This is a genomic window from Leptolyngbya sp. NIES-2104, from assembly GCF_001485215.1.
Taxonomy (GTDB): domain Bacteria; phylum Cyanobacteriota; class Cyanobacteriia; order Leptolyngbyales; family Leptolyngbyaceae; genus Leptolyngbya.
This window is the reverse complement of the sequence record NZ_BBWW01000001.1, coordinates 4,033,826-4,058,984: the sequence shown is the minus strand read 5'-3', so window position 1 is coordinate 4,058,984 and position 25,159 is coordinate 4,033,826. Positions and strand designations below refer to the sequence as shown.

Genomic DNA, 25,159 nt, shown 5'->3' with positions numbered 1-25,159 from the left:
TTTATAAAGCGGGTTTCGTGGAGCTTGCTAAAGTGCGATCGGCGGCGCTACTGGTTCTTAGAGAAGTTAAAAGATTCTGGCGAAGAGTGTTGTAATTTGATTTAAGCGATCGTACTAAAATTGGCACAATCTCTAAGTACAATTCTGGCTCTTTTAAACAGCTTGCTTTCTCATTAAGAAGCTGCTCGAATTGTTCGATTGTTTCTACTTGAGTCAAAACAGTTCGGAGCAACCCATCTAAGCTATAAAGTTTCAAGTTTGACCAGTCTTGTGAGCAAAAATCGAATTGGTAATAAACCGATGAAAATAGTAAGATTTTTGCTTTCAATGGATTCGTGTACTTGCAGATTTCTTGACGAATATCAAAGAGATCAATGTGCTGGATGGATTCAACAACTGAATTGGAACTTTCTTTGCCGTAAAGCGATTCGACTTCCCGCAAAATAATTTCAGCAACTAACGAGTACTCAGCAGGTTTATTGAGCGTTTTAACAATTCTAGTTAAGCCCGATCGCAGTTCTTCTAGCGTTGTGTATTTCTCCATCAATTCGTCGAGCAATTCTGAAGTTGAGATCTGCTCGATGACATAAGAGTTTGCTTCCCAATATTTCCGACAGGTGTAAATAAGAAGCTTTTTAATTCGGCTTAAATTAACATCTTGATCGAGTTTTGGAGCGGTGACGATCGTGGTTGCACCCTGAGCATAAACCCGCTCTAGAACTGACAGAATGACTTGCCCGATAAGGGCATATTCCGCCGATTTATTCAACGTCCCAATTTGATGAGTTAACCGCGATCGCAATTGTTCGATCGTGGGATAGTGCGCCTGGATTTCTTCGATTAGCGATCGCCAACTAGCAGCATCAAATCGTGGAATATCACTTTCCCAACGATTTCTACACACATAAAGCAGTAACTTTTGAATGCGAACTGCATTAGGATCTTGTTCAAACTGGTGAATCACATTGAGCGGTACAGTCAACCGAGTTAGAGCTATCGAATCACGCATCATCTTCCGTCCATTTCACACTTCGATAGGATGCCCGGATTGATCGAAGCGTTAACCGAAGACCGTATAATGGGGATCTTTGACTAGACCCCGCACATTGATATGGCGAATACATACACGGTTGAAATCCTGCATCAAGGACAAACTCACACGATCGAGGTTCCTGAAAACCAAACAATTCTCGAAGTTGCAAACGAGGAGCAAGGTTTAGATTTACCCGTTTCTTGTACTGCGGGTGTTTGTACAACCTGCGCTGCATTAATTACAGAAGGTACAGTCGATCAAGCTGACGGAATGGGTGTCAGCACAGAGCTTCAGGCTCAAGGATATGCACTTCTCTGTGTGGCTTATCCGCGATCAAACATTAAACTTGTGACTGAAAAAGAAGAAGAAGTGTACAAGCAACAATTCGGAAAGCAGGGATGACGACGGATTTTATTACGATCGCGCTTCCACTCCAAACTTCAGTTCGAGAATTGCATCAAGCGATCGAGCAAGAATTACGCGCATTTGGAGAGCCGTTACGCTGGGCAATTACGCGGGTGACTTCAGAAACCGTTGAGATTGAAGCGGTGGTGACTCGTGACTAGACCCTACACAGTTGGATTAATTATTCCAACGGGAATCGGAGCGGCGATCGGAGGTTATGCGGGCGATGCGCTTCCGGTTGCTCGCGCGATCGCTCAAGTTGCCGATCGATTAATCACGCATCCAAATGTGCTCAATGGCGCACAACTTTATTGGAATATTCCGAATGCGCTCTATGTTGAAGGCTACGGATTAGATCAATTCGCGGCAGGACATTGGGGATTGTTGCCGGAACGATCGAATCGAATTGGATTGATTCTCGATCGTGGCATTGAGCCAGATTTGCAACTGAGACATTTACAAGTCGCGGATGCTGCTAGAGCCACTTTAGGACTGAATCTAACCGATTACATCGTGACAGATCAGCCGTTGAATGTGACGTTAAAAACGGCAAAATCCGGAGCGACTTGGGGCACGATCGAACATCCAGATAGTTTACTCAGAGCGGCTGAGAAATTAATCCAAATCGGGGGAGCCGATGTGATCGCAGTCGTTGCCCGATTTCCTGACGATCCAGACAGCGAAGCGCTACAAAACTATAGACATGGACAAGGTGTGGATCATTTAGCGGGTGCCGAAGCTGTGATTAGTCATTTAATTGTCCGAACGTTTCGGGTTCCTTGCGCTCATGCTCCCGCTTTGTCACCGTTACCGCTTGATCCAAATCTATCTCCTCGATCGGCTGCCGAGGAACTAGGGTATACCTTTCTACCTTGTGTCTTAGTCGGTTTAAGTCGCGCTCCTCGATTTACTGAGTTTCCAAATCCTCATGCGATTTGGGCAGATGAGGTTGATGCTTTAATCATTCCCGCTTCGGCTTGTGGGGGAAGTGCGACCTTAAGTTTGAGCCAAACGAAGACACGAATTATTGCTGTTGAAGAGAATCATACGAAGATACAAGTTCCACCGGAAGCATTGGGAATGCGATCGACGATCGTAAAGTCTTATCTCGAAGCGATCGGCGTTTTGATTTGCGATCGTGCGGGGATCAATGCTGCGGCTTTAAGTCCGGAAATTACCTCGATTCAGTCCCAATTTTTAGGAACTTGATGCCCTAGTTTCCTTTCTGAGTCTTGAGTTATACTGTAGCCTCTTGTTCACGAGAGCTAGGTCGGATAGATTCCTGTGGCAGAACAAATTCCTGATACTCCGGAGATGCAGCCACTCACCCGTGTCCAAGTTCTGATCGCGATGGGTGTGACTGCGATTGTCTTGTTAGTGATTTCCAAAGTCTGGTTACATTTCAGTTCTGTTCCGCTGCTGGCGGTGCGGTTCTCGGTTCCTGCGCTGCTTCAAGGGGTCGGTCTGGGTATTGGAATTTCGGTTGCAAGTGCGATCGTTTACCGCGTTTGGGGCGAGTACCGCAGAAGTGCTGATCAGTATCTCGCAATGGTGCTTAAACCGTTGTTGCTCCCTGATATTCTCTGGCTTGGATTGTTACCCGGAATGAGCGAGGAATTGCTGTTTCGAGGGGTGATGCTGCCGGAAGTTGGACTAGATTTTATCGGGGTCTTGATTTCTAGTCTCTGTTTCGGGGTGCTGCACATGAGCAATCTAAAACAATGGTCTTATGTGGTCTGGGCATCGATCGTCGGAATTGCGCTTGGAATGAGTGCGGTATGGACAGGGAATTTACTTGTGCCGATCGTGGCTCATGTTCTGACGAATCTTGTGTCTGGGGCGATTTGGAAATTTAGCGATCGACCTTAAAAGCTGGTAAGCCCCAATTCCTGAGTTAAGAACTGGGGCTTCTCGCTGTGACGAATCTTCTCTAAATCATTCTTCGTAAAAATCGAGTCATCACAAATAGAATGAGTACTACAAAGATAAAATCAACAAGATCGTAGACAAATGCACCGATCCGCAAACCTCCGATAACGAGACTTTGCATACTATCAATACCGATACTTCTTAGAATCGGTGTAAAGATGACAGGTGCGACAAAGTTCGCGATGACCGAGCTTATTAAGTTGGCAATGCTGAACGCTGCTACGAGTGGAACTGTCAGAACAAGCAACACGATAATCCAATCTTGGAAATTGCCTTCAAGTGCCAGGGATTTTAGAGCATTCAGTAAATTTCGTTTTGCTTCATTCCTAGAACCCGCCATGTCAACGCCCCACGAAATAATTGACTGGCTCTAGAATGCCCGAAATGCAAAAAAGCTCTAGATTTTACTCTAGAGCTTTCCGTTTGGTGGCGGGGCATGGATTTGAACCATGGACCTTCGGGTTATGCTTACCACTACAGCTTTCACTGCCTGAATCAATCAGTTTGTGGTCTGGACTGTCCCTTCACCTTCAGCTTTCCTGTTAAGGTGCTTGCCTAACCAGTCTCTACACCTTCTCCTTTCGGAGCTTGGTTCGGGATTACCGCGCTATTGGCTTCCCCGACTTAGACAAGTAAACACATATTGGTTTCTCAATATGCCGCCCATCTAGAAAATCAGCTTAAAAGCGTATAACTGACTTTCGATCCGAGCCCGACGAGCTACCAGACTGCTCTACCCCGCGTTGCTTTTCCCAACTCATCTAGTATAACCATAAGTTCCCAAAAGTTGCAATACCTAATTTAAAGCGAGAAGATAGAGAGGTTCTTTTTGAGCGGCAATTATGGCGACTTGGCGCTGTGTGAAATATTGTGGGGCTTGCTGCAATCTCGATCCAAGCGATCGACCTGACCTGGAAGAGTATCTCAACCCCGAAGAGCTTCACCTTTACCTGAGCATGGTGGGCGAAGATGGCTGGTGCGTCAATTTCAATCAAATGACGCGGGAATGCACGGTTTATGACAATCGACCTCGGTTCTGTCGCGTGACTCCTGAGACGTTTGAGGACATGTTTGGCGTGGGGCCGGAAGAATTGAATGATTTCGCGATCGACTGTTGCCGGGAACAAATTGAAGCCGTATATGGCGATCGCAGTTTAGAACTGTTGAAATTCGAGCGGGAAATCGGTGTCTAGCAAAAATCCCAAATTCCGGTTATAGTGCTAGATAATGAAAAGAAAATGAAAACAAGTTCATGTCTTCCACCAACCTACCCGTTACTGAAACCCAGGAATTGCTGATTCTCGAACAGACCCAACCCGCAAAAGCGAAATCAAGTTTCCTGAGTGTGTTCGGCTCGACGTTTATCACCATTTTTCTCGCAGAACTCGGAGACAAAACCCAGATCGCGACTTTATTAATGAGTGCTCAGTCTCATGCACCCTGGACTGTGTTTGCGGGTGCGGCTTCTGCGCTGGTGGCGACGAGCTTGGTCGGTGTGCTGGTTGGACGCTGGTTGTGTCAGAACGTTTCACCGAAGACTTTAGAGAAAGCGACGGGCGGAATTTTGCTTCTGGTGTCGGTCTTGTTAGTTCTAGACGTGGTGGGGATGTAGACGATGGACTGGCGACTTTTAGGAATCAGCTTTGTGACGGTGTTTTTGGCGGAGTTGGGAGATAAAAGTCAGCTTGCCGCGATCGCACTTAGCAGTGATTGTCGGAAGCCGACGAAAGCAATTTTTCTGGGAACCGTTGCGGCTCTAATTCTCGCAAGTTTGATCGGGGTTGTGTTGGGAGAAGGAACGGCGCAATTGTTACCGACGAAATGGACAAAGATTGTTGCCGCGATCGGCTTTGCGATTCTTGCCGTTCGATTACTTTTGTTTGGCGAGAAAGAAGAAATCACGGAATAGAAAAAAGCCTCCAGATAATGGAGGCTTTTTTAATGGAGTTCACCGCATCCAAACTTTGTTAAAATTCGCGTTTGATCAGCCATCCACCTGCAAGGAGTTTCGCCGCTTCGAGAACCCAGTAGGTAATGTGGAGTTGATCCATGCCAGTAGGAATTTGTGCAGGTTCAAATAAATTGAGATTTAAGCCGATCGCGCTCATTTGGGGAGAAAGGAAATAAGTAAGTGCGATCGTAATTGCGAAAAGGATTCCTGCAAGACTCAGCGAAATTGGCGTTTTCTCGATCGATTGACGCACTAAAATCGCCGTTAAAACAGAAGCCGCACACAGCAATTCCAGGCGATTAAAAATCCAGAAAATTCCATAGCCTGCCGATGCAAACCCCGGTTGTGTCATCATTCCAGCCGCAAAAAGACTGGGCATTACTACGAAATCAAGCAATACACTACTGCTGATCCAGAATGCCAAAACGAGGATTAAAGTCTTGTGCCAATTAACTGATTTGAAGTTGGCTCTTGAAGCGATAGCCATTCTCTAGACCCATGCTTGAAGTGTTCTAAATTCAGACTAACAAATCTCTCTTAGAGCAGTTGAGTTGAGATAAAAAACTTAGCAAATGGTTCAATCAAAACAAAGGGTCTAGCAAAGTAAACTAGACCCTTTATTGAAACGAAAGTAATGTGAATCGAGGTGGACTGAAATTCTGCAACTCTGGAATTGAAGAGATAGAAATTCCTCCCTGAAATCAAACAGTACGAAATTAATCAGCAACGTATCGAAATCGTGGAACTAATTTGAGTTGCAGGTGCTCTGAGATAGAAGACACAGATCTCAAAGCGGTGGTGTGGAGACTGAGGAGATGTCTCTGCTGCGTCTGTTATTAACTTAGCATTCCTCACTGAGCGTGGAAGCCCTTTTAATAGTTAAAGACCGAAGTTAATACAAGTTAATCTTCTCTTAATCTGATGAAGAATTTGGCTCTAAGAAGAATCGACTACACTGAAGATATTGCTCTAAAACCCTTTTATGAAACGCTTTCTTCGTAATTCGGTGGTGTCGATCGCTTTAACTTCAGGTTCGTTTGTTCTTCCAGCCGAAGCCGTTCAAGTTCGCGGGACGACTTACTTTGTGTCTCCACCTCGACTGGTTGAGGCTTCCAGCACTCAGAACTATGTTTATGCTTGGAGTGCAACGTATTACTTTACGTTAGATGTTCTAGAGAATGCGGGAGTGCCCTTACAGCGAGTGACGATCGCTCAAAATGAAGGAGCCGATCGGGTTCGCTTCAATCTCAAAGAAACTGAAGCGTTTGATGGCGGTAGTCGCTCTAATACCCGGATCGGTCTGGGCGATGTCACTCAAGATGACAAAACGAAAGCAATTAAGGTGAACTTCAATCCACCCGTTCCACCGGGAAAACGAGTCACGATCGCATTGTCACCCTATCAAAATCCAAGTATTGGTGGTGTTTATCTTTTTGGCGTGACCGCGTTTCCGCAAGGTGAGCCAGCTTATGGGCAGTTTCTTGGGTTCGGACGGATTTCCATCTACGATCGAGGTTCGGTCTTTTTCGGACCGTTTCTCCGCTAACCGAAGGTTGTACCATTCCAACCCCACAGATACCCCTTTGCGTCTGTAAACTCGATATAGATACGATCGACTGGAATTTTCAAAGACTGCTCGATCTGTTGACAAAAATCCTGGCTCATTGATTTCGTTTGGTCTGGAGTCATTGAGCCAACGCTTTTGACCTCGATGTAACAAGTCGGGTCAGTTGTGCCACCAAAGGTCATCGGGACTCCAGATTCCAAGGCAGTCATTACATAGGATTCGGGTTTGCTAGTATGTTTTGCGAGAGTAGCAGAAAGTTGCTGAAGGAGGTTGTTCACTTGGGTGGAATCGGGATTCTCGATCGAGGTTTGTACTTTGATCAGGGGCATCGATTTGATCTCAAACTCAACGAGAAAGATTGTAATCTCTGATCGCGTCCGTGCCACTTACAGAACAGGAACAATCTCACGGATTGTTCAATCGCTACTGTTCATACTGAAGATAGCTACGAGTCCCCAGGAGTGAACATTATGCAGGCTTCTCTACATTGGTCAGTTTTACCGACTGCGATCGCAGCAGTGGTCGCGATGTCGAGTATGGCATTAAGTCAAGTGGTATCGATCGCACCGAATACCCAACCGATTACGCTAAACGGTACATCGGGCGGCGAGAAAAAAGATACGAGTTGTGCAGGCTTTATTGCCGATCGCCCGAATCATACGGTGCAAGTGACCGCTGATAGTAACTTAAAGTTTGCGCTACAAGGCAGCGGAGAACCGACGCTGTTGATTACTGGCAGTGGACAAACTTTTTGTGTTCAAGCCGATCGATTATCAAATGGGCAAGTCGAAATTCCGGGACGCTGGACAAAAGGGACTTATTCGGTGTTTGTGGGAGATCGAGGAAGAACAAGAGCGCCTTACACCTTGTCGATCGCACCTCAATAGAAATCTGGGGCAGTCAAGATGACTACCCCACAGTGAAGCCAGAAGCAGAATATGCTCCTGGCTTTTTTGTTTAAGGCAAATCGGTTTCGCCCATGAGATAGCGATCGCATTCTCGCGCAGCGCCTCGACCTTCATTGAATGCCCAGACAACTAAGCTTTGTCCGCGTCGGCAATCCCCCGCTGCAAACACACCTGGAATGCTGGTTGTGTACTTGCCGTATTCGGATTTGATGTTGCTGCGGGCATCTCGATCGAGTCCCATTGCGTCGAGTAACGGTTGCTCAGGACCTAAAAAGCCCATTGCCAACAGAACCAATTGTGCGGGAATGATTTTCTCTGTGCCTGGAACGTGCTTCGGAATGAATTGTCCCTGCTCGTTGCGTTCCCAATGAACCTCGACGGTGTGAATCGCTTTCACATTCCCGTTTTCGTCCCCTTCAAATTTCGTTGCTGTTTGTAGATAAGCTCGTGGGTCAGCACCAAATTTGGCGGCAGCTTCTTCTTGTCCGTAGTCCATTTTGTAGACTTTGGGATACTCGGGCCAAGGATTGTTCGGAGCGCGTTCTGCGGGCGGTTGAGGCAGAATTTCCAATTGCACAACACTATTACAGCCATGTCGAATTGAAGTTCCAACACAGTCAGTTCCAGTATCACCACCGCCAATAATCACGATGTCTTTTCCTTCAGCGGAAAGTTCGGGATTTGTTTGGTCTAATACTGATTGAGTATTTGCAGTGAGAAAATCCATTGCAAAGTGGATGCCTTTGAGTTGACGACCTTCGATCGACAAATCACGCGGCTTGGTTGCTCCGGTACAAAGCACGACCGCATCATGGTTTTTCAATAAGTCCTCAGCGGAGATATCTTTGCCAATCTCAGTGTTGCAAACAAACTTTACACCCTCAGTTTCGAGAACATTCAAGCGCCGCATCACAACTTTTTCTTTGTCGAGCTTCATGTTTGGAATGCCATACATCAGCAATCCACCGGGACGATCGGCACGTTCGTAGACTGTTACCCAATGTCCCGCTTTGTTCAATTGAGCCGCTGCACAGAGTCCAGCAGGACCTGAACCCACGATCGCGACTCTTTTCCCAGTTCGTTTCTCTGGTGGTTCTGGGGTGATCCAGCCTTCTTGCCAGCCTTTATCCACGATCGAGTATTCAATGTTTTTGATCGTCACAGGCGGATTGTGCATTCCGAGAACACAAGAGCCTTCACAGGGAGCGGGACAGACTCGCCCGGTAAATTCGGGGAAATTGTTGGTTTTGTGTAAGCGATCGAGGGCTTCTTTCCACAGTCCGCGATAGATCAAATCGTTCCATTCAGGAATCAGATTGTTAATCGGGCAACCGCTTGCCATACCGCTGATGAGAGTTCCAGTATGACAGAACGGGATGCCGCAATCCATACAGCGAGCGCCCTGAGTGCGGAGATTTTCTTCGGGCATCGGGAGGTGGAATTCGTCCCAGTTGTGAATGCGATCGAGCGGGGTTAGTTCAGATGGTAGTTCGCGGAGAAATTCGATGAATCCGGTTGGTTTTCCCATGAGATTAATAGTGATTGAGTGAATTGCTTTGGATTGAGATGCCCTCACCTCCAACCCCTCTCCCAAGCTAGGAGAGGGGAGCAAGAGCAGGATTTGAGAGGGGGAATTAGCTGCCGCCTACTCGTGCTACATCTCGCACATTTTCTTCAAAGGCAGCCGACAGTGCGTCATCGCCACTTAAACCGGATTGTTCCGCTCGTTTTAGCGCTTGTAGCACTCGTTTGTAGTCTTTCGGCATGACTTTCACGAAACGCGATCGCACTTCGTCCCAGTGTTCTAGGAGTTCTTTCGCTTTGTCGCTCTGGGTTAAGTTGGCGTGGTTTTGGATCATCTGACGCACGATCGCGATGTCTTCTGGATCATCGAAGGCTTCGATCGCGACCATTTGCGTGTTACACCGAGTTGCAAAATCTCCTGCTTCATCATAGATATAAGCCGTTCCGCCACTCATTCCCGCTGCAAAGTTGCGCCCAGTTCTTCCCAGTACTACGACTGATCCACCTGTCATGTATTCACAGCCATGATCGCCAACTCCTTCAACAACGGTATTGACTCCAGAGTTGCGAACACAGAAGCGCTCACCCGCGATACCACTAATGTAAGCCTCTCCCTTCGTTGCGCCATAAAAGGCAACATTACCGATAATGATGTTTTCTGAGGCTTTGAAGGTTGATTTTTTCGATGGATAAACAATGATTTTTCCACCGCTCAATCCTTTACCTACATAGTCATTGGCATCGCCTTCGAGTTCGAGAGTGACTCCTTTCGGTACGAATGCCCCAAAGCTTTGTCCAGCACTTCCTTTGAAATGTAGATGAACAGTCTCTTCAGGCAATCCGTTCCAGTGGCGTTTGGTGATTTCGTTGCCGAGAATGGTTCCGACGACGCGATTGGTGTTTTGAATCGGTAAAGTCGCTTTCACGGGCTTGCCGTGTTCGATCGCGTCTCGACAAAGCTCCAAGAGCACAGACAAATCAAGCGATTTTTCTAAGCCGTGATCCTGTGGAATTTGACAGTACAAACCAACAGACGGATCAACATTCGGCTGATAGAGAATCTTAGAGAAATCTAAGCCTTTCGCTTTCCAATGGTCGATCGCTTGTTTTGGTTCTAAAACGTCTGTGCGTCCGACCATCTCATTTAAGCTTCGGAATCCAAGCTGTGCCATCAGTTCCCGAACTTCTTGAGCGATGAACCGCATAAAGTTCACCGTATTCTGTGGAGCACCCGTAAAGCTTTCGCGCAGATTCGGATCTTGGGTTGCAATTCCAACCGGACAGGTATTGAGATGGCAAACGCGCATCATAATGCAGCCTAGAGTAACTAAAGGTGCGGTTGCAAATCCAAACTCTTCTGCACCGAGCAATGCAGCCATCACTACATCGCGTCCAGTTTTCATTTGTCCATCGGTTTCGACGACAATTCGCGATCGCAGATTGTTCAACACCAAGGTCTGATGCGTCTCAGCTAATCCCAATTCCCAAGGCAAGCCCGCGTGTTTGATCGAGGTTTGCGGAGATGCTCCCGTTCCACCGTCATAGCCAGAAATTAACACCACATCCGCATGAGCTTTTGCAACTCCCGCTGCGATCGTGCCGACTCCAACTTCTGACACCAATTTGACGCTGATTCGGGCGGCTCGGTTGGCGTTTTTCAAATCGTGGATTAGTTCGGCGAGATCTTCGATCGAATAAATGTCATGGTGTGGAGGTGGCGAAATCAAGCCGACACCCGGTGTTGAATGTCGAACTTTCGCAATCCAAGGATAAACCTTACGACCGGGCAACTGTCCGCCTTCTCCCGGTTTTGCACCTTGAGCCATTTTGATTTGAAGTTCTCTCGCCTGCGATAGATACAAGCTCGTGACACCAAATCGACCAGAAGCAACCTGTTTGATGGCACTGTTTTTAGAATCGCCTTGCTCGTTTGTCCAGGTGTAGCGATCTGGGTCTTCGCCGCCTTCTCCGGTGTTGGACTTGCCACCGATGCGGTTCATTGCGATCGCTAAAGCTTCATGGGCTTCTTGAGAAATCGATCCATAGCTCATTGCACCCGTTTTGAATCGACGCATAATCGCTTCAATCGGCTCTACTTCCTCAACTGGAACAGGTTCGCGTTGTTTGAACTGTAACAGTCCGCGCAGCGTGAAATGCTGTTGATTTTGCTCATTTACTAAAGCAGCATATTGCTTGAACAGATCATAGTTTCCTTCGCGAACGGCTCTTTGAAGAGTGTGAATCGTCTGCGGGCTGAATAGATGTGCTTCCCCTTCTTTGCGCCATTGATACTCACCACCGACATCGAGCGTATGTCCGTTGGTGGCGCGATCGGGAAACGCATGATGATGACGGAGCAAGGCTTCTTTAGTGATCACTTCTAGATCGGCTCCTTCAACGCGCGAAGCCGTCCAAGTGAAATAGCGATCGACAACCGAATGATTTAGCCCGATCGCTTCAAAGATCTGCGCTCCTCGATAGCTCTGGATTGTAGAAATTCCAATCTTAGAAGCCACTTTAATCACGCCTTTGGTGACAGCTTTGATGTAGTTCTTACAAGCCGTTTTGTAATCCACACCGACGACCGAACCTTGAGCAATCATCGAATCCATTGTTTCAAAAGCGAGATACGGATTGATTGCACCGCATCCATAGCCGATCAACATGGCAAAGTGATGCACTTCACGCGGTTCACCGGATTCAAGCACTAAGCCGACTTTCGTTCTTGTACCTGCTCTGATCAAATGATGATGCAAGCCAGAAACAGCCAGCAACGCGGGAATTGGAGCATTTTGAGCATTCACACTACGATCGCTCAAAATCAGAATGTTCACACCCGATTCGATCGCTTCGTCCGCTTGCTTACAAAGAGTATCGATCGATTGTTCCAGTCCAGTTACACCAGACTTCGGATCAAACACGATCGATAATACGATCGATTTAAAGCCTTGCTCATTAATGTGCTTCAGTTTGGCGAGGTCTTCATTGCCCAAAATCGGCGTTTTTAGCTCGATCAAATGGCAGCTTTCGGGTTCAGGCTTTAATAAATTCCGCTCTGATCCGATCGTCGTTTCTGCTGAAGTAATAATCTCTTCACGGATGGAATCGATCGGCGGGTTTGTCACCTGAGCGAACAACTGCTTGAAATAGTCATAAAGCAGTTTTGGTCGATCGGATAACACCGCTAACGGTGTATCGGCTCCCATTGCTCCGGTCGCTTCTACTCCATCTTTTGCCATCGGAGCCATGAGCAATCGCAACTCTTCAAAGGTATAGCCAAATGCAAGTTGTCTTTGAAGGACGGTTTTGAGATCAGTTTGCGGTGTCTCTGGTGCGTCTTGGAAATCTGCCAATCCGACCATATTTTGATCAAGCCATTCCTGATACGGATGAGCCGTAGAAATTTCTTCCTTAATCTCTTCATCCGAGACAATTCGACCTTGCTCCATATCGACCAAGAACATTCGCCCTGGTTCTAAGCGTCCCTTCAGAGCGACATTCTCAGGAGCCACAGGTAAGACTCCTGCTTCCGATGCCATGATCACAAAATCATCTTTCGTGACATAGTAGCGCGACGGGCGTAAACCATTGCGATCGAGCACTGCTCCCATCATTCGACCGTTGGTAAATGCGATCGAGGCTGGACCATCCCAAGGCTCCATCAAACAAGAATGATACTTGTAAAATGCTTTGCGCTCTGCGGTCATCGATTCATGCGCTGTCCACGGTTCCGGGATCATCATCATCACCGCATGAGGCAGCGATCGACCGGATAACGTCAACAGTTCTAAAGCATTATCAAAAATCGTGGAATCACTGCCGTCAATGTTAATGACAGGTTGAGCTTTTCTTAAATCGTCACCAAATAAATCAGATTCAAACAAAGCTTGTCGCGCATTCATCCAGTTAATGTTGCCGCGCAACGTATTGATTTCGCCGTTGTGAGCAATGTAGCGATACGGATGCGATCGCTCCCAGCTTGGGAATGTGTTCGTACTAAAGCGAGAATGCACCAAACCCAAAGCACTTTCTAAATCGGGATCGCTCAAGTCGGGATAATATTCCCCAACTTGCAGCGGCATTAACATCCCTTTGTAGACGATCGTGCGGCAAGAAATGCTGGCAGGATACCAATACGCATCAATCCCAGTCGAACGGATGGCACTATGCGATCGCTTGCGAATAATGTACAGCTTTCGCTCAAAAGCCAAATCATCGATCAAATCCGCAGAACGACCGACGATCGCTTGCTGCATAAACGGTTCGCTCAATTTTGCCGTTTCGCCCAAAGTCGAATTGTTCGTCGGAACATCGCGCCAACCGAGAATCTTTTGTCCCTCTTCTGCCACAATTCTCTCGAATTCGCGCCGTCCAGCCTCACGAGACGTGCGATCGGGAGACGAATAAATCATTGCCACCCCGTACTGTCCTGCATCGGGAAGCGCAATGTTTAAATCTGCTGCAACTTTTTGAAAAAATCGATGCGGAACCTGCATTAAGATGCCCGCTCCGTCTCCCGTATTCGTTTCTGCACCACAAGCGCCTCTGTGCTCCAAGTTCGCCAGAATGGTAAGCGCTTGTTGCACGATCGCGTGAGACACTTTTCCTTTCATCTGCACGATAAACCCGACCCCACAGGCATCATGCTCGAACTGCGGATCATACAAACCTTGCTTCGCGGGCAGTCCGTATCTAGTCATTATCATTACCCTATTCAGTGGCAAAAGAGAGTATCAGCTAGAGCTTCGGTGAAGATATCTCTAGTTCTCTTGAAATTCTCTTACAGACTTGCGAAATACCCCTAAGGTCTTAAGGAAATCGTCAGATCTGATTGAAAAAATTTTCAAGACTCTTTCTTAATCGTGAGGGAAGTTCGATCTTCTGTGTTTACTGTTAATCAAATTCAATATTTAGTTCACAAATCTTGTGATTGTTTAGTAGGTAGAAACGTCATGAAACGCGGACAACTTTACGCCTTTGTTACAGGTATTTTCTTTTTAACACTGTCAATTCTAGGCTTTATTCCTCAACTGCAAAATCCAATTAATGCGATCGAGGTTCACAACGGTCTTTCGATTAAGCTCGGCTACGTCTTCGGTTTATTTCCGACGACTCCGGTATTGAACACCGTTTATGCGATTGTTGGAATTTTAGGCTTAGTTAGCTCGATCGGTCTTGGCGGTAGTCGCTTCTACGGTCGCGGATTGTTCCAGTTCTTCGCAGTATTGGCATTCCTAGGATCTTTAGAACCAACCAACACCTTTTTCGGATTCATGCCGCTGTTTGGTAGCAATGCAGTCTTATATGGATTGATGTCGATCGTATCGTTCTATTTTGGCTTTATTGATCCGCCTGGACTGTTGGAAATCGCCGTTCAACCGCCAGAAAATGCGATCGGACTCGATAACTCGATCACTGAGTAACAACTAATTGAAATTTTATTTATCGGGGCTACCTGTGATAGCCCCGATTTTTATTGTTGAACTGAAAAAGTATCAATGAGTCCCACCGCATAAGGTTGAACAATTGACCATTGATTTTGAGTGAGACGCGATCGCACTTCTTCTACTAATAATCGAACCGTTTGATCAATAAACTCCCAAGAGATATTCACGCTCGGAAAGACCATTAAGCAAAGTGGTAACAATCGAACCGTGATGGGTGATAGATCTTGATGCAACACACAGAGCCAGAGATAGCACTGAAACATATTCAAATCGCGCTTCATTGATGTTGTGATTTGTACATTGTCCCAACTCCCGCGCCGACTTTTGAACTGTGGGAATTGTTGACGCGCTTTTTCACAGACTGCTTGTGCGATCGCATTTCCTTCAGATAACAGTTGCTCAATAAGTAAAACTTCTCGTGAAGCTCGATCGGAGCGGTTCGCGAGTTCACAGATTTCTTGCCACGGTGTGCAAACCTGTTCTTCTGCAAGCTGAAAATAAGAGCCGAGGAGTGCTTTTTCGATCGGATTCAACCGTTTCAAAATCATCTGTGTGCTGAAATGAAACTGAGTTGTGACAAAACCGATCGCTCGTGGATCTTCATCGGCTAAATGCTGTTGCTGCATTTGATAGAGAACGGGTTGAAGCTCGATCGATAACGCTTCGATTTCGGGCACCCAACCGCTGACGGGATTTAAGCTATCTGCAAGGTTCTGTTTAATATTCGATTGTTGCTCATAGAACTGTAAAACCTTTTCATAGACTGCTTCGACCGATTTTGCTAATTGTCTCACCTTGGCAAGATTGACTAAGTTCGAGGAGCCTGAAAAAAGCTGATTCACTTCTAATCCAGCTAATTCGCAGCAGATTCGTAAGTGTCGCTGAACTTGCTCTACGGTTCTCCGTCGCCCAAAATCTGATGAACACTCTAATAAATGTGCGATCGACAAATCCGCTTGTTCCGACATCAAAGCAGAAAGATCCGGGAGATAACGACTCGCCCAACTACGAGATAGCGATCGTGCAGAAAATTCAACAGTAGAGCGAGTAACCATCATTGTGCCAGTGCGATTTCAGTATCGATCAGTATAAATATCAGCGATAGGAAATTGTCAAGCCTTTAAAACCGCATTCTCATCTCTATTACCTTCTTTAGATCAAAGTAGAATAACTGCGCTTGACATTACGAGCACAGATTAATCTATTCGCAGAAAAAACAAATAAAATCCGTATTTTCACCACTCTTCTCGATCGAGGTCAGATCGGGTAGAATCAATTTACGGTTATCCAATCGGTTTTTTGTAGATTGAATATTGGGAGAAAAAGAAATGCGATCGCCAACCGAGACACCGACCGATGAGCGTACCACTGAACAGCGCATTCGACTCCGCATTCCCAAGCATTACCACCAAGAACCCGTCATTTCTCATCTGGTTTCGCACTATGATCTAACGGTGAATATTGTGGCGGCGATTTTAGGCGCGAATGCGAATGGAGATGGATGGTTTGATTTGAATCTCCAGGGCAGTAGCGCCAATATTGAAGCAGCGTTGAGCTATTTAGATGAACTCGATTTAGAAGTGTGGCGCGGCGAAGAATCGGATGGCTGGTAAATAACGGAGTGTTGCCGTAAAACACTGAACAGATTCCAGCGATCGAGGATGCTACATTGAAGCGTGACGCTCAATGATGCAAGGTATGAACTTATCAACGCTGGTTTTGGTCGCAATGGCGGTGGGAATTGGATTTGGATCAGTGCTGCATGATTTCTTTCCGACCGTCATTGTTCCGCTCGATCGCTATTTATTGACTCCCGCTGGAACGGCGTTTTTGCGGCTGATTCAGTTTGTGGTGGTGCCGATCGTCTTTTCTTCGCTGATTTTGGGGTTAACTCGAATTCAAAATGCGGCACAGGTCGGACGGTATGCCGTGAAGTTGATTTTGAGCTACTGCGTCACGAGTGGAATCGCGGTTGCGTTGGGTTTGGTCATGGCGGTCGTCGTTCAGCCTGGAGTTGGGGTGTCAAGTGCTAGCGGTGTTCAGGTGAGTACGATCGCGGAACAACAATCGCTAATTGATTGGCTTGTGAGTTTGATTCCGACGAACCCGATCGAAGCACTCAGCACAGGCAATCTATTACAGGTAATTTTCTCGTCTGCATTGATTGGAGTAGCAATTCAGTTAGTCGGTGAAAAGGCAGCCAGCTTTGTCAGCTTTGTTGAAAGTTGCTATGTGATTAGTGAAAAAGTTTTATCGATCGTGCTTTATGTTGCGCCGATCGGAGTGTTTGCTTTAGTCAGTTCAGTGATTGCAACTGAAGGACTTCAGTTAATTGTCAAGCTATTTGCTTATGTATTTTCGCTATTCGTTTCATCATTGATCATGGTTCTGTTCTATGTGTTCGTTCTTGCACTACTGAGAGCTAAACCAATTAAACTACTTCAAAGCCTGATTCCAGCTTTATCCTTAGCCTTTGGAACGGCGAGTTCTAATGCGGCACTTCCGATCGTGCTCAAGGATGTTCAGGAGGTGTATGGACTCAGAGAAGATATTGCCAGCTTTGCAATTCCATTAGGAACAGCGCTGAAACGAGATGGATCAGCTATTTTGCAAGGCTTTAATGCGGTGTTCGTGGCTCAGATGTATGGCATTCCGTTAACTCCTTCACTGTTACTGGCGATCGTACTCAGTACTTTTCTGGTTTCCTTTAGTACTCCAGGTGTTCCAGGTGCCGGAATTATCATGATGACAACGGTGCTAACTGCTTCAGGATTGCCTGTGGAAGGCGTTGCGATCGTGGCAGGAGTCGATCGTTTAACTGATGGCTTCAAAACGGTGATGAACATTATTAGTAATGTTGCCAATGCTGTGATTTTAAGCGTTTGGGAAAGTGCATCAGAACAAGACGCGATCGAGCTGACTTAAATTTGATAGTCGATCGCAGCGTTGATTGATGCCGCATTAGCGAGATCCAAAGAATTTACCGCTTTTAGAATGAGCGGGAATCTGACCCGCTTCTTTATGAACATCTACCGAAAGTGCGATCGTGCTTTTCTTTACGTCTGTCTTTGTGTGGACGACGACATTGATTGAAAGCTCTACGCTGCTTCTTGATGTCAACAGTAGAAAAAGCGTGAGTGGGGCGATTTCAAACTTAGAAAAAATTGCGATCGTCCGGGCGTTACCGGGTTTGGGAGATTTCTTATGCGCTGTTCCAGCTTTACGCGCCTTGAGAACGGCTTTTCCTCAAACGAAGATTACGTTGATCGGTCTGCCCAATTCACAGAGCTTAGGGGCGCGATTTGAACAATATATTGATGAATTTGTAGCGTTGCCGGGTTATCCAGGTTTACCAGAGCAGCCCGCGAACTTGGAAGCACTGCCAGAATTTTTTGAACACCTGCGATCGCGCCAATTTGATCTCGCGGTTCAGATGCACGGAAGCGGTATCGTAACAAATCCGCTCACATTGGAATTGGGAGCGGCTCGAACGATCGGCTTTTTTCAACCGAGTCAGCCTTGTCCTGATCCAGCTTCATTCTTGCCATTCGTCGAGACAGAACATGAGATATTGCGGTATCTCAGACTGTTGGAGTTTGTCGGGATTCCTGCTTCAGATTCGGAGATGGAATTTCCGATCGCGGATGCCGATCGACAAGAATTTCAAACGCTGTCTCAAATCCACGGCTTACAGCGATATGCGTGTATCCATGCAGGCGCGAGTGTTCCGTCTCGATGTTGGTCAAGCGATCGATTTGCTCAGATTGCAGAGTATCTAAGTCAGCGAGGATGGCAGATTGTTTTGACTGGAACTTGTGCAGAGCGGGGATTGACTGAATCGATCGCTAGACTGATCAAAGCTCCGACCATCAATTTAGCAGGGCGAACGAGCTTAGGAACCTTAGCGGCATTGTTGGAAGGCTGTAAATTGCTCGTTTGCAATGATACGGGAATTTCGCATTTAGCAGCCGCGCTGAAAGTTCCGAGCGTTGTGATTTTTAGTGGTTCTGACCCGCAGCGATGGTCGCCTTTGGACAAACAGCGACACCGATCGATTGTTCCGCCTGCATCGGTGAGTGATGTTGTAGAACAAGTTGAATTCGTGTTGCAGCAGGAGTCGCTTTATGTGGCATGACCAAAAGATTTTAGTGATTCAACCGGGGAACAATGCTGAGAATTTGCGATCGGGAATTAAACAAGTGCGATCGCGTTTTCCAATGGCTCAGATTGATTTGTTGTGTACAGCGTCGTTGAGTCAGGTTGCTTTATCGCTCAAGGATATCAATCAAGTTTTGGTGCATTGCGCGATCGCGCAAACAGGGTTGTCTGATGTTCCAGAGCGATTGTTGAATTTGATCGAGCTTCTCAAAGCGGAACAGTTTGCTAGTGCGATCGTGTTACCGGATGAGAATCGATCGCCGTATCCGTTTGCGTATGCTTGCTATCTTGCAGAAATTCCGGTGCGGCTTGGGGTGTCTTGCGAGTTCGGGGGCGGAGTGTTGTCGGAGTGTGGAGCGAGTGTTGAGGAAGTGCTCAATCGAGTTCAGGAGGCGGCGTGATACGAGAAGGAACAGCGCTGACTCGATTTAAGCGAGTGGCTAGAGGGATAGTTCAACGCATTCAAGAAGTGCTTAATGCACAAGTGTTTGTCGTGGACGATCGCGAAATGATTGTTGCGAGTACTGAGGTTCAAGCGATCGATCGATGTTTTGATGCGCCCTCGAATCTGAGGCTTCCGTTTCAAGTGGGACAGCAGCGGGGAGAAGTGATTCTGAGTCAGTTGGAATCGGATGAAATCTCGTTGCGGTTGGCTCAGGTTTTAGTGGAACTGATCGTGAATCAGGCATTGTCGATCGCACAGCAACCTGTACAGCCTGAACTCAAAAATAAGTTCATTCATGATCTGTTGCGTTCTCCAAATCGTGATGAGTCTGAAGTGCTCAGAGAAGCTCAAATTCTCGGCTTAGATTTCACTCGTCCGCGTGCGGTGATTTTGATTGATGCGGCTCATTATTTGTTGTCTTGCCCGACTAAACCTTTTGAAATGCTCGATGCTCAAACTCAGAGAAGCATTCAGGTGATCATTGGAAGCATTGTGAAATTCTTTCATTTACCGAATGATACAATCTGCGCTTACATTGGCGGTAGTGAAATTGCAGTACTCAAAGCAAGTAGCACTCAAGATTTAGAAGCTTGGGCAGATCGCAAAGATCCAGCAGGAAATCCATCTTGGGCGAACTTAGCCGCATTGAAACGAGCGAGTACCGCATTGTTGAATCAACTGCGATCGCAAACTCAAACGGATCTAAGTGTTGGAATCGGTCGGTATCATCCGGGGATTCAGGGATTAGCGCGATCGTATCAAGATGCGAGAGCGGCATTGTCGCTCGGTCATCACTTTTCGGGTGACAATCAAGTGTATTGCTTAGACGATTTAGGAGTCGCTGCGTTCGTAGGCATTTCAGACGAAAGCACAAAAATTGATCTGGCAAAGCATTTATTAAGTCCATTAGATCAAGAGCCGGAATTGATCGACACTCTGCAAGTTTTCTTTGCTGAAAATTGCTATCCCTCTTCTACAGCAAGCCGTCTATCTATCCACAGGAATACTTTAAGTTATCGCCTTGATAAAATTACATCGTTGACTGGACTAAATCCCCGTCTATTTGACGATGCGATTCAGATTCGATTAGCGTTACTGTTGCGCTCCCTTGTCAATTCGCATCCAGGGAATGATTCTAAATTGGGCGATTGCACAATCTCTGAGCGTTCAATTCCTGTACATCTTGTGCAAATGCCCAATGTATTCTCTCGTTAAGTTTTGCATGATAGTACTCAATCACTTAAGTATGTTTGTTTTGCTGTGAGCATTTCGCGATCGCACTATTCGGAATCTTGTCTATGAAACCTCTTCGGATTCTCACTTGGCATGTCCACGGGAGCTATTTATATTATCTAGTCCAGTCCCCGCATCAATTTTTTCTGCCTGTTAAGCCTGGATTTCCAGAAGGATACGGCGGCAAGTTAGGCGGCTTTCCTTGGGGTGACAATGTACATAATGTCTCAGCGGACGAAGTGCGAAATTTAGAATTCGATTGCATTCTGTTCCAGTCCCGCAAGAACTATCTCGAAGATCAATACGAAATTCTTTCAGATAAACAGCGCCAATTACCGCGTCTTTATCTTGAGCATGATCCGCCCCGTGAACAACCGACTGATACCTGTCATGTGGTGAATGATCCGAATGTTCTTTTGGTTCATGTGACGCATTTCAATGATTTGATGTGGAACAGTGGCAAGACTCCAACCTGTGTGATCGAGCACGGTGTAATGGTTCCGGAGCAGGTTCGATATCAGGGTGAGCTAGAGAAAGGCATTGTTGTAGTGAATGGTTTGCAGTCGAGAGGGCGGCGATTGGGGGCGGATGTGTTCGATCGCGTTCGTGCTCAAGTGCCATTAGAGCTAGTTGGAATGCAGGCGGAAAAACTCGGTGGTAAAGGTGAAGTTCCGCATGATCAATTAGCTGAATTTACCTCGCATTATCGATTTTTCTTTAATCCGATTCGCTACACCAGCTTAGGTTTATCTGTGTGTGAAGCGATGATGATCGGAATGCCGATCGTGGGACTTGCGACGACTGAAATGGCGACGGTGATCGAGAATGGCGTTTCAGGCTATGTCGATACGAATATTGATCGCTTAATTGAAGTGATGCAGCATTTACAGCAATACCCGGAGGAAGCACAGCGGTTGAGTCAGGGTGCAAAAAAAGTCGCTGAAGAACGATTCAATATCCATCGATTTGTGCGCGATTGGAATCAGGCATTTGCACGAGTTGTCGATCGTAAACCTACTCTTTCTGTCGTATGAAACGAATTGCTTTGATTAGTGAGCACGCTTCGCCGTTTGGCATCCTCGGTGGTGTCGATAGTGGTGGTCAGAATGTCTATGTAGGTCAGTTAGCAAAGCATTTAGCAAAACGGGGCTATCGGGTTGATATTTTTACCCGACGCGATCGCGCTTTGCTTCCAGAAGTTGCTGAGTGGAGCGAAGGGGTTCGATTGATTCATGTGCCTGCGGGCGATCCGGTGGAAATTCGCAAAGAGGATTTACTTCCTCATATGCAGGAATTTACTGCCTATATGCTGCGGTTTTGTCAGCACACACACTATGATCTGGTTCATGCAAATTTTTGGATGTCTGGACTGGTGGCTGCTGAATTAAAGCGAATGCTGCAAATTCCTTTCGTGATTACGTTTCATGCGTTGGGACGGGTGCGACGATTTCATCAAGGCGGCAATGATGAATTTCCAGATGAACGCTTTGAAATCGAAGATCGCTTAGTTCGAGAAGCCGATCGCATTGTTGCCGAATGTCCCCAAGATGAGACTGACTTAGTGCAACTCTACAACGCTGATCCGCATAAGATTACAATCATTCCTTGTGGCTTTGATCCGTCTGAGTTTTGGTGTTTAGATAAAGCACTCGCGAGAGTTGCGATCGGGTTACATCCAGACGATCGGATTGTGCTCCAACTTGGTCGAATGGTTCCGCGTAAAGGAGTCGATACTGCGATCGCAGGTTTTGCTAAATTCTGCCAATCTACTCCCGCAAAGCTGATCATTGTTGGAGGTGAGTTGAATGATAGTGATCCGCGAATTGCGAAAGAAGTCGATCGACTCAATGCGATCGCGACTGAATTAGGAGTGGCTGATCGGGTTCATTTTGTCGGTCGTAAAGGTCGCGAGGTATTGCGATACTACTACAGTGCAGCCGATGTATTTATCACTGCGCCTTGGTACGAACCATTCGGAATCACACCGCTCGAATCAATGGCGTGTGGAACTCCGGTGATCGGCTCGAATGTGGGCGGCGTTAAATTCTCAGTTGCAGATGGTGAAACGGGCTACTTAGTGCCACCGAATCAACCAGACGCGATCGCGGATCGTCTTTCCCATTTGTACGCTCATCCTACATTGATGGAAAAACTGAGCAAGCAAGCCATTCGACGCGCAAACGATCACTTTACTTGGCAAAGTGTTGCTGATTCGATGGCAACGTTATATCAATCGATTCTGATTGATCAATCCGGTGCATTAGATTCGATGGCGGTTATCGATCGCGGTTTCACATCCGTCATTACAGCTATTCAATCTGCACATCGTTGTCTACAAACTGAACTCACCCAAGCTGCAACCTTGATTACGAATTGCTTTTTGCAAAACGGCAAAGTGCTGATTTGTGGAAATGGGGGCAGTGCAGCGGATGCTCAACATTGTGCAGCGGAATTTGTGGGACGGTTCAAAATTCCGAATCGCCGAGCACTTCCAGCGATCGCGCTTTCGGCGGATAGTGCTTTGCTGACCGCTTGGGCGAATGATGTGGGATACGATCACGTCTTTTCTCGTCAGATTGAGGCATTTGCACAACCGAATGATCTTGTGATTGGGATTAGCACCAGTGGTCGATCGAGAAACATCCTAGAAGCATTTGAAACGGCGCAACGCTTGGGAATTCCGAGTATTGGGATTCTGGGCGGCGATGGGGGACATGCTCGATCGCTGTGTGATTTATCGATCGTTGTTCCTGCGAATGATCCACAACATATTCAGGAAGTGCAAATCATCGTGATTCATTTGCTGTGTGAATTAGTTGAAGCATGGGTCGTGAATCACGAACAGAAACCGAAGCGGCAACGATTGAGATTACAGAATCGAAATACAGCTTCGGAACTTCCACTCACTGTAAATTATTAGGAGAAATACCATGAGCGATTTAACTGGAAAAGTTGCACTCGTTACAGGTGGCGCACAAGGATTAGGCGAAGCAATCTGTCGTGTTCTTGCCAGCGCAGGCGTGACCGTGATTGTGGCAGACATTCGCGAAGAACTGGCTGAAAAAGTTGCCTCAGAAATTAGCTCAGAAGGTGGAAAAGCGGGCGCACTTAGATTAGATGTCACCGATGAAGCTCAAATTCAGTCCAGCATTACCAAAGTGATCGAAGACTATGAACACTTAGACATTCTGATTAACAACGCGGGAATTGATGTCACCGTGTCGATCGAAGAACTCGACATCAAAGACTGGGATCGAATCATGGCGGTGAATCTCCGCGCTCCATTCATTCTCTCGCAAGCTGTTTTACCTCACATGAAGCAACGTCGATCGGGTCACATTGTCAACATTGCTTCAACCGCATCCAAACGCACTTGGGCAAATGCCACCGCGTATCATGCGAGTAAATGGGGATTGGTCGGATTTAGTCATGCTTTGCACGTTGAAGCTCGTCCTGAACGGGTGAAAGTCACGGCTGTGATCGCAGGTGGAATGCAAACGCCGTTTATTCTTGAGCGCTTTCCTGACACGCCATTGGATAAGCTACAAGATCCGAAGAATGTCGCGGATACGATTCGGTACATTCTGACTCAGCCACCTGAAACCGTGATTCCAGAAGTAATGGTGATTCCGATGCAAGAGTCTTCGTGGCCCTAGGGCGTGTTTAAAGGCTTTTCGCGCTCGTTGCTAGTCCGCTCCGAATTCCATTCCGGGGCGGGATCGAACGAAGCGGAAAATTTTTAAGGCAAACACTGGAGTACGATCGAGAAATCACCTCTACCCTAAGATCGCTATGAAAATATTGCTGACTCTCACTGGAATTCTACTTTCTGCGCTCTCAGTCCAAGCCCAAACCGACCCCCTGCAACAAGTCCGATCGACAAAAGAATGTCGTGGCTGTGGTTTAACCAATGTGAGCTTGGCAAATTCGGATTTGAGCAATGCAAGGCTGATTAATTCTTCGCTGTTTGGTAGTGATTTTAGCAATGCGAATCTGACAGGGGCGAATCTCAGCGGAATTCAGGCGGGCGAACTGGTTCTAGATGCACGAACGAGCGATCGACGAAACAGCAACTTTACTGGAGCCAATTTCACCAACGCTGATGTCAGTCGAGCTTCGTTGAGTCGTGCCATTCTCGATCGCGCAAATTTCACCAATGCTTATCTGTTAAACACTGATTTTGGTTCGTCTCGGCTTCTTGGAGCAAACTTCCAGGGAGCAACACTCGGAACCGCGTTCTTTGGTGGAGCAGATTTGACGGGTGCGAACATGGCGAATCAGCGATTGATTAGTGTTTATCTGAGAAATGCCCGCCTCGATCGAGCACAACTTGCAGGCACACAGTTCGACACGACCGATTTAACCAACGCGGTATTGAACAGTGCAGATCTACGAGGTGCAACCTTCACGAGAACCACAATTACGAATGCTGATTTTACGGGCGCACAGCTAGATGCCGCGATCGTGCCTCAACTCTGTCAAATTGCTAGCGGCACGAACACGCTCACCAATGTGCAAACTCGTCAAAGTTTAGGCTGTCGCTGATACACTTTAAATCC

Annotated in this window: 26 protein-coding genes; 19 read left to right on the top strand and 7 right to left on the bottom strand. The window is 46.8% G+C overall.

Going from position 1 to position 25,159, the window contains the following annotated elements; all coding sequences use genetic code 11:
- Window position 1: 1 nt before the first annotated feature.
- Window positions 2-1,012, bottom strand: coding sequence for a hypothetical protein (locus tag NIES2104_RS19290; protein WP_058999886.1), 1,011 nt, complete (start codon window positions 1,010-1,012; stop codon window positions 2-4).
- A gap of 99 nt (window positions 1,013-1,111) precedes the next feature.
- Here NIES2104_RS19290 and NIES2104_RS19285 point away from each other — a divergent pair, with 99 nt between their 5' ends.
- The 4 genes from NIES2104_RS19285 to NIES2104_RS19275 all read left to right on the top strand — a co-directional run bounded on the left by NIES2104_RS19285 (window position 1,112) and on the right by NIES2104_RS19275 (window position 3,307).
- Window positions 1,112-1,435 (top strand): 2Fe-2S iron-sulfur cluster-binding protein, encoded by a 324-nt coding sequence (locus NIES2104_RS19285; protein WP_058999885.1) that lies wholly within the window; start codon window positions 1,112-1,114, stop codon window positions 1,433-1,435.
- Window positions 1,432-1,599, top strand: coding sequence for a hypothetical protein (locus NIES2104_RS32440; protein WP_192843609.1), 168 nt, complete (start codon window positions 1,432-1,434; stop codon window positions 1,597-1,599). Before NIES2104_RS19285 ends, NIES2104_RS32440 begins: the two co-directional genes overlap by 4 nt.
- Window positions 1,592-2,647: a DUF3326 domain-containing protein gene (locus tag NIES2104_RS19280; RefSeq protein WP_058999884.1), complete on the top strand. Its 1,056-nt coding sequence runs from the start codon at window positions 1,592-1,594 to the stop codon at window positions 2,645-2,647. Before NIES2104_RS32440 ends, NIES2104_RS19280 begins: the two co-directional genes overlap by 8 nt.
- 75 nt (window positions 2,648-2,722) lie before the next feature.
- Window positions 2,723-3,307: a CPBP family intramembrane glutamic endopeptidase gene (locus NIES2104_RS19275; RefSeq protein ID WP_058999883.1), complete on the top strand. Its 585-nt coding sequence runs from the start codon at window positions 2,723-2,725 to the stop codon at window positions 3,305-3,307.
- 61 nt (window positions 3,308-3,368) lie between these two features.
- On the opposite strand, the gene NIES2104_RS19270 is transcribed toward NIES2104_RS19275, so the two are convergent.
- Complete coding sequence (locus NIES2104_RS19270) at window positions 3,369-3,707, bottom strand: hypothetical protein (protein ID WP_058999882.1); 339 nt, start codon at window positions 3,705-3,707, stop codon at window positions 3,369-3,371.
- A gap of 502 nt (window positions 3,708-4,209) precedes the next feature.
- On the opposite strand from NIES2104_RS19270, the gene NIES2104_RS19265 reads away from it, so the two are divergent.
- The 3 genes from NIES2104_RS19265 to NIES2104_RS19255 are packed head-to-tail and all read left to right on the top strand — an operon-like array spanning window position 4,210 to window position 5,276.
- A complete protein-coding gene (locus tag NIES2104_RS19265) occupies window positions 4,210-4,560 on the top strand; it encodes a YkgJ family cysteine cluster protein (protein WP_058999881.1) in 351 nt (116 codons plus the stop codon).
- A 59-nt stretch (window positions 4,561-4,619) separates the two neighbouring features.
- A complete protein-coding gene (locus NIES2104_RS19260; RefSeq protein WP_058999880.1) occupies window positions 4,620-4,979 on the top strand; it encodes a TMEM165/GDT1 family protein in 360 nt (119 codons plus the stop codon).
- A 3-nt stretch (window positions 4,980-4,982) separates the two neighbouring features.
- On the top strand, window positions 4,983-5,276 hold the full coding sequence (locus NIES2104_RS19255) for a TMEM165/GDT1 family protein (RefSeq protein ID WP_058999879.1): 294 nt from the start codon (window positions 4,983-4,985) through the stop codon (window positions 5,274-5,276).
- Window positions 5,277-5,334: 58 nt separating this feature from the next.
- Here NIES2104_RS19255 and NIES2104_RS19250 read toward each other — a convergent pair whose 3' ends face one another.
- The gene (locus NIES2104_RS19250) at window positions 5,335-5,697 is read right to left on the bottom strand and encodes a hypothetical protein (protein ID WP_263970995.1); all 363 of its coding nucleotides are present in this window, start codon (window positions 5,695-5,697) and stop codon (window positions 5,335-5,337) included.
- 603 nt (window positions 5,698-6,300) lie between these two features.
- Here NIES2104_RS19250 and NIES2104_RS19245 point away from each other — a divergent pair.
- Window positions 6,301-6,864, top strand: coding sequence for a DUF2808 domain-containing protein (locus tag NIES2104_RS19245; RefSeq protein ID WP_058999877.1), 564 nt, complete (start codon window positions 6,301-6,303; stop codon window positions 6,862-6,864).
- Here NIES2104_RS19245 and NIES2104_RS19240 read toward each other — a convergent pair.
- Window positions 6,861-7,214, bottom strand: a complete 354-nt coding sequence (locus tag NIES2104_RS19240; RefSeq protein ID WP_059001906.1) for a phenylpyruvate tautomerase MIF-related protein — start codon at window positions 7,212-7,214, stop codon at window positions 6,861-6,863. The two genes, NIES2104_RS19245 and NIES2104_RS19240, sit on opposite strands and share 4 nt — an antisense overlap.
- A gap of 141 nt (window positions 7,215-7,355) precedes the next feature.
- Here NIES2104_RS19240 and NIES2104_RS19235 point away from each other — a divergent pair, with 141 nt between their 5' ends.
- Window positions 7,356-7,772 (top strand): hypothetical protein, encoded by a 417-nt coding sequence (locus NIES2104_RS19235; protein WP_058999876.1) that lies wholly within the window; start codon window positions 7,356-7,358, stop codon window positions 7,770-7,772.
- Window positions 7,773-7,842: 70 nt separating this feature from the next.
- Here the strand turns inward: NIES2104_RS19235 and gltD are convergent, their stop codons facing one another.
- Both gltD and gltB read right to left on the bottom strand, forming a co-directional pair.
- Entirely contained in the window at window positions 7,843-9,321 is a 1,479-nt protein-coding gene (gene gltD, locus NIES2104_RS19230) for a glutamate synthase small subunit (protein ID WP_058999875.1), read from the bottom strand.
- Window positions 9,322-9,427: 106 nt separating this feature from the next.
- A complete protein-coding gene (gene gltB, locus NIES2104_RS19225; RefSeq protein ID WP_058999874.1) occupies window positions 9,428-14,017 on the bottom strand; it encodes a glutamate synthase large subunit in 4,590 nt (1,529 codons plus the stop codon).
- A gap of 252 nt (window positions 14,018-14,269) precedes the next feature.
- Between gltB and NIES2104_RS19220 the strand changes: the two genes are divergently transcribed.
- Window positions 14,270-14,740, top strand: coding sequence for a DUF4383 domain-containing protein (locus tag NIES2104_RS19220; RefSeq protein ID WP_058999873.1), 471 nt, complete (start codon window positions 14,270-14,272; stop codon window positions 14,738-14,740).
- A gap of 50 nt (window positions 14,741-14,790) precedes the next feature.
- Here the strand turns inward: NIES2104_RS19220 and NIES2104_RS19215 are convergent, their stop codons facing one another.
- The gene (locus NIES2104_RS19215) at window positions 14,791-15,822 is read right to left on the bottom strand and encodes a hypothetical protein (protein ID WP_058999872.1); all 1,032 of its coding nucleotides are present in this window, start codon (window positions 15,820-15,822) and stop codon (window positions 14,791-14,793) included.
- Between the two features lie 270 nt (window positions 15,823-16,092).
- On the opposite strand from NIES2104_RS19215, the gene NIES2104_RS19210 reads away from it, so the two are divergent.
- The 9 genes from NIES2104_RS19210 to NIES2104_RS19170 all read left to right on the top strand — a co-directional run bounded on the left by NIES2104_RS19210 (window position 16,093) and on the right by NIES2104_RS19170 (window position 25,145).
- Window positions 16,093-16,377, top strand: a complete 285-nt coding sequence (locus tag NIES2104_RS19210; RefSeq protein ID WP_058999871.1) for an NIL domain-containing protein — start codon at window positions 16,093-16,095, stop codon at window positions 16,375-16,377.
- Window positions 16,378-16,450: 73 nt separating this feature from the next.
- Window positions 16,451-17,689, top strand: coding sequence for a dicarboxylate/amino acid:cation symporter (locus NIES2104_RS19205; RefSeq protein WP_263970994.1), 1,239 nt, complete (start codon window positions 16,451-16,453; stop codon window positions 17,687-17,689).
- A 145-nt stretch (window positions 17,690-17,834) separates the two neighbouring features.
- Window positions 17,835-18,899 carry a glycosyltransferase family 9 protein gene (locus NIES2104_RS19200; RefSeq protein WP_225895265.1) on the top strand — a complete coding sequence of 355 codons (1,065 nt, stop codon included), beginning with the start codon at window positions 17,835-17,837 and terminating at the stop codon, window positions 18,897-18,899.
- The gene (locus tag NIES2104_RS19195; RefSeq protein WP_058999870.1) at window positions 18,889-19,323 is read left to right on the top strand and encodes a hypothetical protein; all 435 of its coding nucleotides are present in this window, start codon (window positions 18,889-18,891) and stop codon (window positions 19,321-19,323) included. Before NIES2104_RS19200 ends, NIES2104_RS19195 begins: the two co-directional genes overlap by 11 nt.
- Window positions 19,320-20,582: a CdaR family transcriptional regulator gene (locus NIES2104_RS31320; protein WP_225895264.1), complete on the top strand. Its 1,263-nt coding sequence runs from the start codon at window positions 19,320-19,322 to the stop codon at window positions 20,580-20,582. The genes NIES2104_RS19195 and NIES2104_RS31320 overlap by 4 nt, the downstream gene beginning before the upstream one ends.
- An 83-nt stretch (window positions 20,583-20,665) precedes the next feature.
- Window positions 20,666-21,634 carry a glycosyltransferase gene (locus tag NIES2104_RS19185; RefSeq protein ID WP_058999869.1) on the top strand — a complete coding sequence of 323 codons (969 nt, stop codon included), beginning with the start codon at window positions 20,666-20,668 and terminating at the stop codon, window positions 21,632-21,634.
- Complete coding sequence (locus NIES2104_RS19180; RefSeq protein WP_058999868.1) at window positions 21,631-23,520, top strand: glycosyltransferase; 1,890 nt, start codon at window positions 21,631-21,633, stop codon at window positions 23,518-23,520. The genes NIES2104_RS19185 and NIES2104_RS19180 overlap by 4 nt, the downstream gene beginning before the upstream one ends.
- 10 nt (window positions 23,521-23,530) lie before the next feature.
- Entirely contained in the window at window positions 23,531-24,256 is a 726-nt protein-coding gene (locus NIES2104_RS19175; RefSeq protein ID WP_058999867.1) for an SDR family oxidoreductase, read from the top strand.
- A gap of 136 nt (window positions 24,257-24,392) precedes the next feature.
- Window positions 24,393-25,145 (top strand): pentapeptide repeat-containing protein, encoded by a 753-nt coding sequence (locus tag NIES2104_RS19170; protein ID WP_058999866.1) that lies wholly within the window; start codon window positions 24,393-24,395, stop codon window positions 25,143-25,145.
- The last annotated feature ends 14 nt before the right edge of the window (window positions 25,146-25,159 follow it).